Annotated in this window: 5 protein-coding genes and 1 pseudogene; 4 read left to right on the forward strand and 2 right to left on the reverse strand. The window is 60.1% G+C overall.

Annotated elements, in window-relative coordinates; genetic code table 11:
- Positions 1-162: 162 nt before the first annotated feature.
- Positions 163-921, reverse strand: coding sequence for a hypothetical protein (locus VEC57_15150; GenBank protein ID HYC00473.1), 759 nt, complete (start codon positions 919-921; stop codon positions 163-165).
- A 948-nt stretch (positions 922-1,869) separates the two neighbouring features.
- Positions 1,870-2,418 carry a hypothetical protein gene (locus VEC57_15155; GenBank protein HYC00474.1) on the reverse strand — a complete coding sequence of 183 codons (549 nt, stop codon included), beginning with the start codon at positions 2,416-2,418 and terminating at the stop codon, positions 1,870-1,872.
- Here VEC57_15155 and VEC57_15160 point away from each other — a divergent pair.
- The 4 genes and pseudogenes from VEC57_15160 to istB all read left to right on the forward strand — a co-directional run bounded on the left by VEC57_15160 (position 2,407) and on the right by istB (position 6,124).
- On the forward strand, positions 2,407-3,060 hold the full coding sequence (locus tag VEC57_15160; GenBank protein HYC00475.1) for a hypothetical protein: 654 nt from the start codon (positions 2,407-2,409) through the stop codon (positions 3,058-3,060). The genes VEC57_15155 and VEC57_15160 overlap by 12 nt on opposite strands.
- A gap of 412 nt (positions 3,061-3,472) precedes the next feature.
- The gene (locus VEC57_15165; GenBank protein HYC00476.1) at positions 3,473-4,063 is read left to right on the forward strand and encodes a Calx-beta domain-containing protein; all 591 of its coding nucleotides are present in this window, start codon (positions 3,473-3,475) and stop codon (positions 4,061-4,063) included.
- 32 nt (positions 4,064-4,095) lie between these two features.
- A complete protein-coding gene (istA, locus tag VEC57_15170; GenBank protein ID HYC00477.1) occupies positions 4,096-5,352 on the forward strand; it encodes an IS21 family transposase in 1,257 nt (418 codons plus the stop codon).
- Positions 5,353-5,363: 11 nt separating this feature from the next.
- Positions 5,364-6,124 (forward strand): annotated as a pseudogene (gene istB / locus VEC57_15175) (IS21-like element helper ATPase IstB).
- Positions 6,125-6,144: the final 20 nt, after the last annotated feature.

Here is a 6,144-nt window from a genome sequence, read left to right on the forward strand (position 1 = left end):
AGTTGCTCAGGGGATCGGCCGTTGCGTGCCAGCTCGACTAAGCGGTCACGCAGCTCGGCTGCATATTGCGGGTGGGGTCTGGGCATCGTGAACTCCTGTTACCATAGCGGTTAGGTGTCCACGAAACCGGGGGAACTCCAGTTCCATCTCCAGGACATCCCGTCATAAATGTGTTCTTCCTTGTTCCGTAGCGAAAGTCTGGCCGTAGCAGCCTCTAGGCAATCCTGACGCGGAGTCATTGCGCACGCGTCCAAATACGCAAAAATCGCAGCCATCTCCTAGAACGAGATTTTCATCTTCGCATTCTTCGGCGGCGTCGAGAGTGCCATTTCCGCAAAATGGTACCGCTATGTCGACGGCAGCGGTAGGCGCAAGCGCCGCGGGAGCGAATGCGTGTGCCTCTCCTTGTTGCTGCCCGTCAATCGTCAGCGTGAAGAGCGAATTGGCTCCTAAGGGATCTGCAGTTCGAAACAGAGGTTGGCCGTTTTCGGTCAGAAGATAAAACGACAGTTGGGCTGGCAGATGCGCGTCAGCGGGGATGCTCTCAGTGATTCGAAGAGAGAAGCTAAAAAACGTGCCAAAGGTTTCAAACGGTACCGTGAGTTCCGACAGAAACTCGTGTTCGTCAAAGAAATATAGGTAAGAATTGGCCGCCGGATTCCTGCCATCGACGATATCCCCAGACACAGAACCTGACGTATGGATGAGTTCACCGACTTCTCCATCGTAGGAGAAGTCCTGAATTTCGACAGTGTTGAAGTCCTGCTGACTTTCGGTGAAATAAAAAGCAGCTGCGCCTGGTATGCCTTCAAAGGCCGAAGTGTCGATCTGCACGGTGTAAAAGCTGACGTTCTGCCCTGCGACCGCAACGTCACAAGCGAAAAGCGCGGCGATGATAAGAGTTTTCATCATTGGACGCATCGGCGGTCCTTTACCGAGTCCCCGGTCCAGCCAAAAGCTTTGGTGCAACCGCCATGCGATCTAAGTCGGGGTTACTAAAAACAAGTGAAAAATTCGCAACAGCGCCGGGACCTAGCGTCGTATCGAGAGTCACGAACGGCTTTCCGCCTGGGCACGTGCGCCCGCTGTCGTTCACTAATCGAAGCGTCGACGGTAGTTCGAGGATGAGTGAGATCGGCGCAGGTATCGATGTCGCTGAACTGTTAGTGACTTTGGCTGTCCCGACGAAGTGTCCTGTAGCTAGGTCCGGCCGGACACCCGAGACTTGTATAGTGACCGAAGAAGTAACGTCGACGGGCCGCATTGGGTCGGACATCCCCACAATGCAGGCGAACTCATCGTGCACCCGTAGCGCCTCTGGTTCGTTGACGAGGGCTGAGCGCAACTGCGCAACAACTCCTACAGTTTCCGACCGCGTCAGTACCGAATCAAATCCACGCCATACCGGAAGACGCACGACGATAGACAGTGCGACGAAGGCGTCGTCCGGGTCCGCCGTTGTGCCTCCGTCAGTAAGGGCCGATATCCCGGATACGGAATTTATCATCGCCTGGATCGAGTCCGCAGCAACGGGTACCGGTGATCCTCCGGCAGAATCGTTCGCGTAACTGGCTTCGCCGTCCATTGGGTGATGAAAGGGTACAAACAATTCGGCATTGGGCGCTTCATTGGATGCGTGAAAGATTGGAGAAGGAAGCCCTGCGAGTTGCGGGCCCATGTACGTCACCTTGATCTGCGATGAAGCCCGCTCGGCTGCAGTCAAAGTCGTGAAGTAGCTGAAAGGCGTTACCGTCTGTGCCTCGGCTGCGAAGGTAGGTAAGAACAAAACTCCGACTGCCAGGAGGCATCTCGACAGAACCATGCTCTTGGCCAAAACAATGGCGGAGCGTGTAAGTTTTTGAGGACGCATTATTGGCACTCCTGGCCCTGCTTCTTTTTGGATTCGCCAGTGGGAAAGTCCCAGCCGTGCCGCGATCCCCAGAAGGAAAGCGCGTTCAACAGGCTCGCACTTGGCGTTCCCCGTGCCGTACCAAAGATAGTCGACAAACTTTTCGGGTTTTCTGTTGGCCAAAAGGTTCGATGCTTCGACCAGGACATGTAGCCAAGCCATTCCCCACGATTTTGACCCGTCGCGCAGAGGACGCCCACCTCAAACAGCGCCGTAACAACAGCGATGTCCTCGGGCGCCCGAGGAAATTGAGGATGGTCCAGCATAATAGCAGGAACTGGGTTTGAACTTTGCTCTCCCGGCCTGACACGATCCTGGTTGTCTAACCCATTGTAGTAAGGGTCTACCGCCAGGATATGGCCGTCCACGCGCCAGCGGGGCGTCGGTGCGGTTGGATCACGGTCCAGGTCGAGCAACTCACCACCCGGCACCTCGAGCTCGACCGATGAAAGTTCCCGATCAAGCCCCGCCTTGGTGCGGCCCGACAATTGGACGACTTGAATGAACATTATCTCATCGCATGGAGTGATGTCGCAGACGTCTGTCGGATCGAACTCGAGATATATGCCGCGGCCGCCGAAGTCGTTGACGACGTTATCCCAAGGGTCGGGCGCATCCTGTTCGACCACCTTGAACGGAAATTCGCGACATTCGCTTCGCTGCGGCGGGTCCTCCCCAGTCCACAACTCGACGCGTACCAGGCGTTCGCCTGGATCAACGGAAGGGACCGTGAGGAGCCGATAAGGCTGGTGAGTAGTGTGGTCCCTTGGCATCTGCTCGTCACCGTCAAAGCAATAACGCCACCAGCAGGAGCTTGGTCCGATTGCCCATCCACTACAAATGATTTCAATTTCATCACCGACGTTACCGCAGCCAGGTTCAACAGCCAGACTCTGATCGTCGCCAACGAAGGGGCTCAGCGCGTGAAGGACAGCGATATCCTTTATAACTACGATGCGGGCCTGAAGAAGATCCTGAACGCGAATGGCCAGATGACTATCGATAGCACAGCGGTTGTCGGAAACGGGACGGTCGATCAGGACAGCGACGGGCCGGTGCCTTGGACGAAACTGGCGACTCTGGCGGAGCAGTACGCCGGCAGGCGAGGCGGTCTTGCCATAGTGCCTAGTAGCGAGCTGAACCGAGCCTAGTACACGCCCTGCTGCACCAACCTGCGATGACCCTGATGCGAAAATTAGGTTCTCTACGATTGCGCAACTACGGTCTGTGACCCGGTTGCGGTACCTGCTGCGCTAGGCTGTTGAAACGACTTGAACAGCTTGGTCCACAGATCCAGTACCGCTGGATCGATCTTTTCTGGTCCATCCTCCAAGATTCTTTCCTTGACGCGCTTCGCCAATTCTACCTTCCAGCCAGGTTTGGCGAGCGTCACGCCGTGCTTGGCTGCCCAAGCCTCAATCTGCGGTACGATCCGCGGCGCGCGGGGACAGGAAAGGACAGGAAAGCGGTACCAGCAAGCCTTCGCGGCATTCGCGCAGTTGTCAGAATGGACCTTATCGGACCCGGGCGAGACCATGGAACCGGTGGCGATACGATGCGGAAGTGCGTTTGAATGTCTTATCCGCCATCGGCGTGATCGAGGCCACCGTGCCGTTCGCCTGCGCCGACACCGTCGTGACCGCAACGGCAACGAGCCCGGAAGGCGACACGTCGGAGTTCTCGCCCTGCGCCGTCGTCGACGCCGGCGAGGACGCGGGCGTGCTGCAGTTCTCGCAGATGAAGTTCCTGGGCTACGAGGAGCAGGGCTTCGTCACCGTTCTGGTCTCGCGCAGCGGCGGCAACACCGGCACCGTCACCGTGCATTACGCCACCGCGGACGACAGCGCCACGTCACCAGCCGACTACATGGCGACTTCGGGGACGCTGACGTTCGGCGATGGCGAGTTCCCCAAGTCCTTCGACGTGCCGCTGGTGCTGGACGGCGAGGAAGGCGGCAACGAAACGATCGAGCTCGTCCTGACCGATCCCACCGGCGGCGCGACGCTCGGCACGCTGGGCACTAGCGAGATCCTGCTGTTCGACTGTCAGCGGGAGCCCAATAATCCCCAGTCATGGGAATCGAATTTTCCCCACCCTCCCAACCACGGAGGAAAGCGATGGGGATTGAAAACGAGCACACGGAACGGAGCCTGAGCCTCGGGACATCTGGTCTCGAGGAGGGCTTGATGGTCAGGCGGGAGCGGTGGGAGGACATCCAGCGGCTGCGGGTGGAGGATCGGCTGTCGGTCTCGGAGATCAGCCGGCGACTGGGACTGGATCGGAAGACGGTGCGAAAGTGGCTGCGACAGCGGCGCTGGGAGCCGTATCAGAGGCCGGACCGCGGCAACACGCTGCTGGCCGAGCACGCCGAGTTCCTCAAGCGTCGTGCGCCGCAGGTTCACTACTCGGCCCGGATCCTGTTCCAGGAGCTGAAGTCCGGCCGTGGCTATCGCGGTAGCTACGACACCGTAAAACTCTTCGTCCGACCTCTGCGCGCCGTGCAGGAGCAGGCCGAGTGTGCGCTGACGCGGTTCGAGACTGCGCCGGGACATCAAAGCCAGGTCGACTGGGGCGTGGCGCGTGTCCACTTCCGCCACCAGGCCGTGGAGCGGCACTTCTTCGTGCTGACGCTCGGCTTCAGCCGTCGCGGCTTCTATCGCGGCTGCCCCAACGAGCAGTTGCCGACGTTCCTGGACTGCCACGAGCAGGCCTTTGAGTATTTCGGGGGTCGCACCGCCGAGATTCTCTACGACCGGCCGCGCACCGTCTGCCATCCCGGCGCCGAGGGGCGATACTCTTGGAATGCCACGTTCAAGTCCTTGGCGGACTTCTGGGGCTTTGAGCCGCGGCTGTGCCGGCCCTACCGGGCCCAGACCAAGGGAAAGGTCGAGTCCGCCGTCAAGTACGTCAAGCGCAACTTTCTGCCTGGTCGCACCTTCATCGACGACCGTGATTTCGACGAGCAACTCCTGGCCTGGATGTCCGACGTCGCCGACGTGCGCATCCATGGCACCACGCACGAGCGGCCAATCGACCGCTTCACCGCAGAGCGGGCAAGCCTGGTCTGCACGCTGGGACATCCCAGCTTCCGGCACGAGGCGCGTCTGTCGCGAATCGTGGCTGACGACTACCTGGTCAGCCTGGCCACCAACCGCTATTCGGTGCCGTTCGCACTGATTGGCAAGACCGTGGAGGTGCTGCGGCGCGACGGTCGCATCAGCGTCTTCCACCACGGCGAGCTCGTTGCCGAGCACGCCGAGCTGACCGGCAAGTACCAGATGAGCATCCAGCCCGAGCATGGACCCGGGGCAATCGCCCGCAATGCTCGGCAGCGGCGATCCCAGCCCGCGGCCAGTGTCGCGGCCAGCATGGACATCGCCGAAGTGCAGGTCCGCGACCTGAGCGTCTACGATCGCGCCGCCGGCGTGCAGGTGCAGCCGTGAACGCCGGGCAGCTGGAGAGACTGCAGGAGAATCTGCAGCGCCTTCGCCTGTTCAAGAGCAGAGAGCGTCTGGAGGCGATTCTCCAGGACGCTACGTCCAAGGAGATGAGCTACGCCGACTTCCTCGACGTCGTGCTGACCGAGGAGGTCGTCTCCAAGACGCAAAAGAACGTGCCATGCGCACCAGCCTGGCTCGCTTCCCGTTCGTCAAAGGCCTGGACGCGTTCGAGTTCTCCTACCAGCCCTCGATCGACAAGAAGCAGGTGCAGACACTGGCCACCTGCCACTACCTCGAGCACGGCGAGAACCTGCTGATCCTGGGTCCGCCCGGCGTCGGCAAGACCCACTTGGCGGTGGGACTGGGGATGCGCGCCATCGAACGCGGCTACCGCGTCTTGTTCACCACGGCCGCGGCGATGATCGCCAGCCTGACCAAGGCCCTTGGCGAGAGTCGCCTGGAGGAGAAGCTCAAGTTCTACTCGGTCCCGCGGCTGCTGATCGTGGACGAGATCGGCTATCTGCCGATCGACAGGACCGGAGCCAACCTGTTCTTTCAACTGGTCAGCCGCCGGTACGAGCGCGGGCCGATGATCCTGACAAGCAATCAAAGCCTCGGAAGTTGGGGCGACGTGTTCGGTGATCGTGTCATCGCCACCGCGATCCTGGACCGCCTCCTGCACCACGCCATCACGCTCAACATCCGCGGAAACTCCTACAGGCTCAAGGACAAGCTCAAGGCTGGCCTGGTTCAGGAAGCAGAGGCGCAGCAGTGAAACTCAGGGTGGGGAATTTT

This window comes from Candidatus Limnocylindrales bacterium (assembly GCA_035626395.1).
Classification (GTDB): domain Bacteria; phylum Desulfobacterota; class Binatia; order UBA1149; family CAITLU01; genus DASPNH01.

What these genes read in the sequence shown, in the direction of transcription:
- VEC57_15150 (HYC00473.1), bottom strand. Translation starts at nt 921, where the DNA reads ATGCGTCCAATGATGAAAACTCTTATCATCGCCGCGCTTTTCGCTTGT.
- VEC57_15155 (HYC00474.1), bottom strand. Translation starts at nt 2,418, where the DNA reads ATGTTCATTCAAGTCGTCCAATTGTCGGGCCGCACCAAGGCGGGGCTT.
- istA (HYC00477.1), top strand. Translation starts at nt 4,096, where the DNA reads ATGGTCAGGCGGGAGCGGTGGGAGGACATCCAGCGGCTGCGGGTGGAG.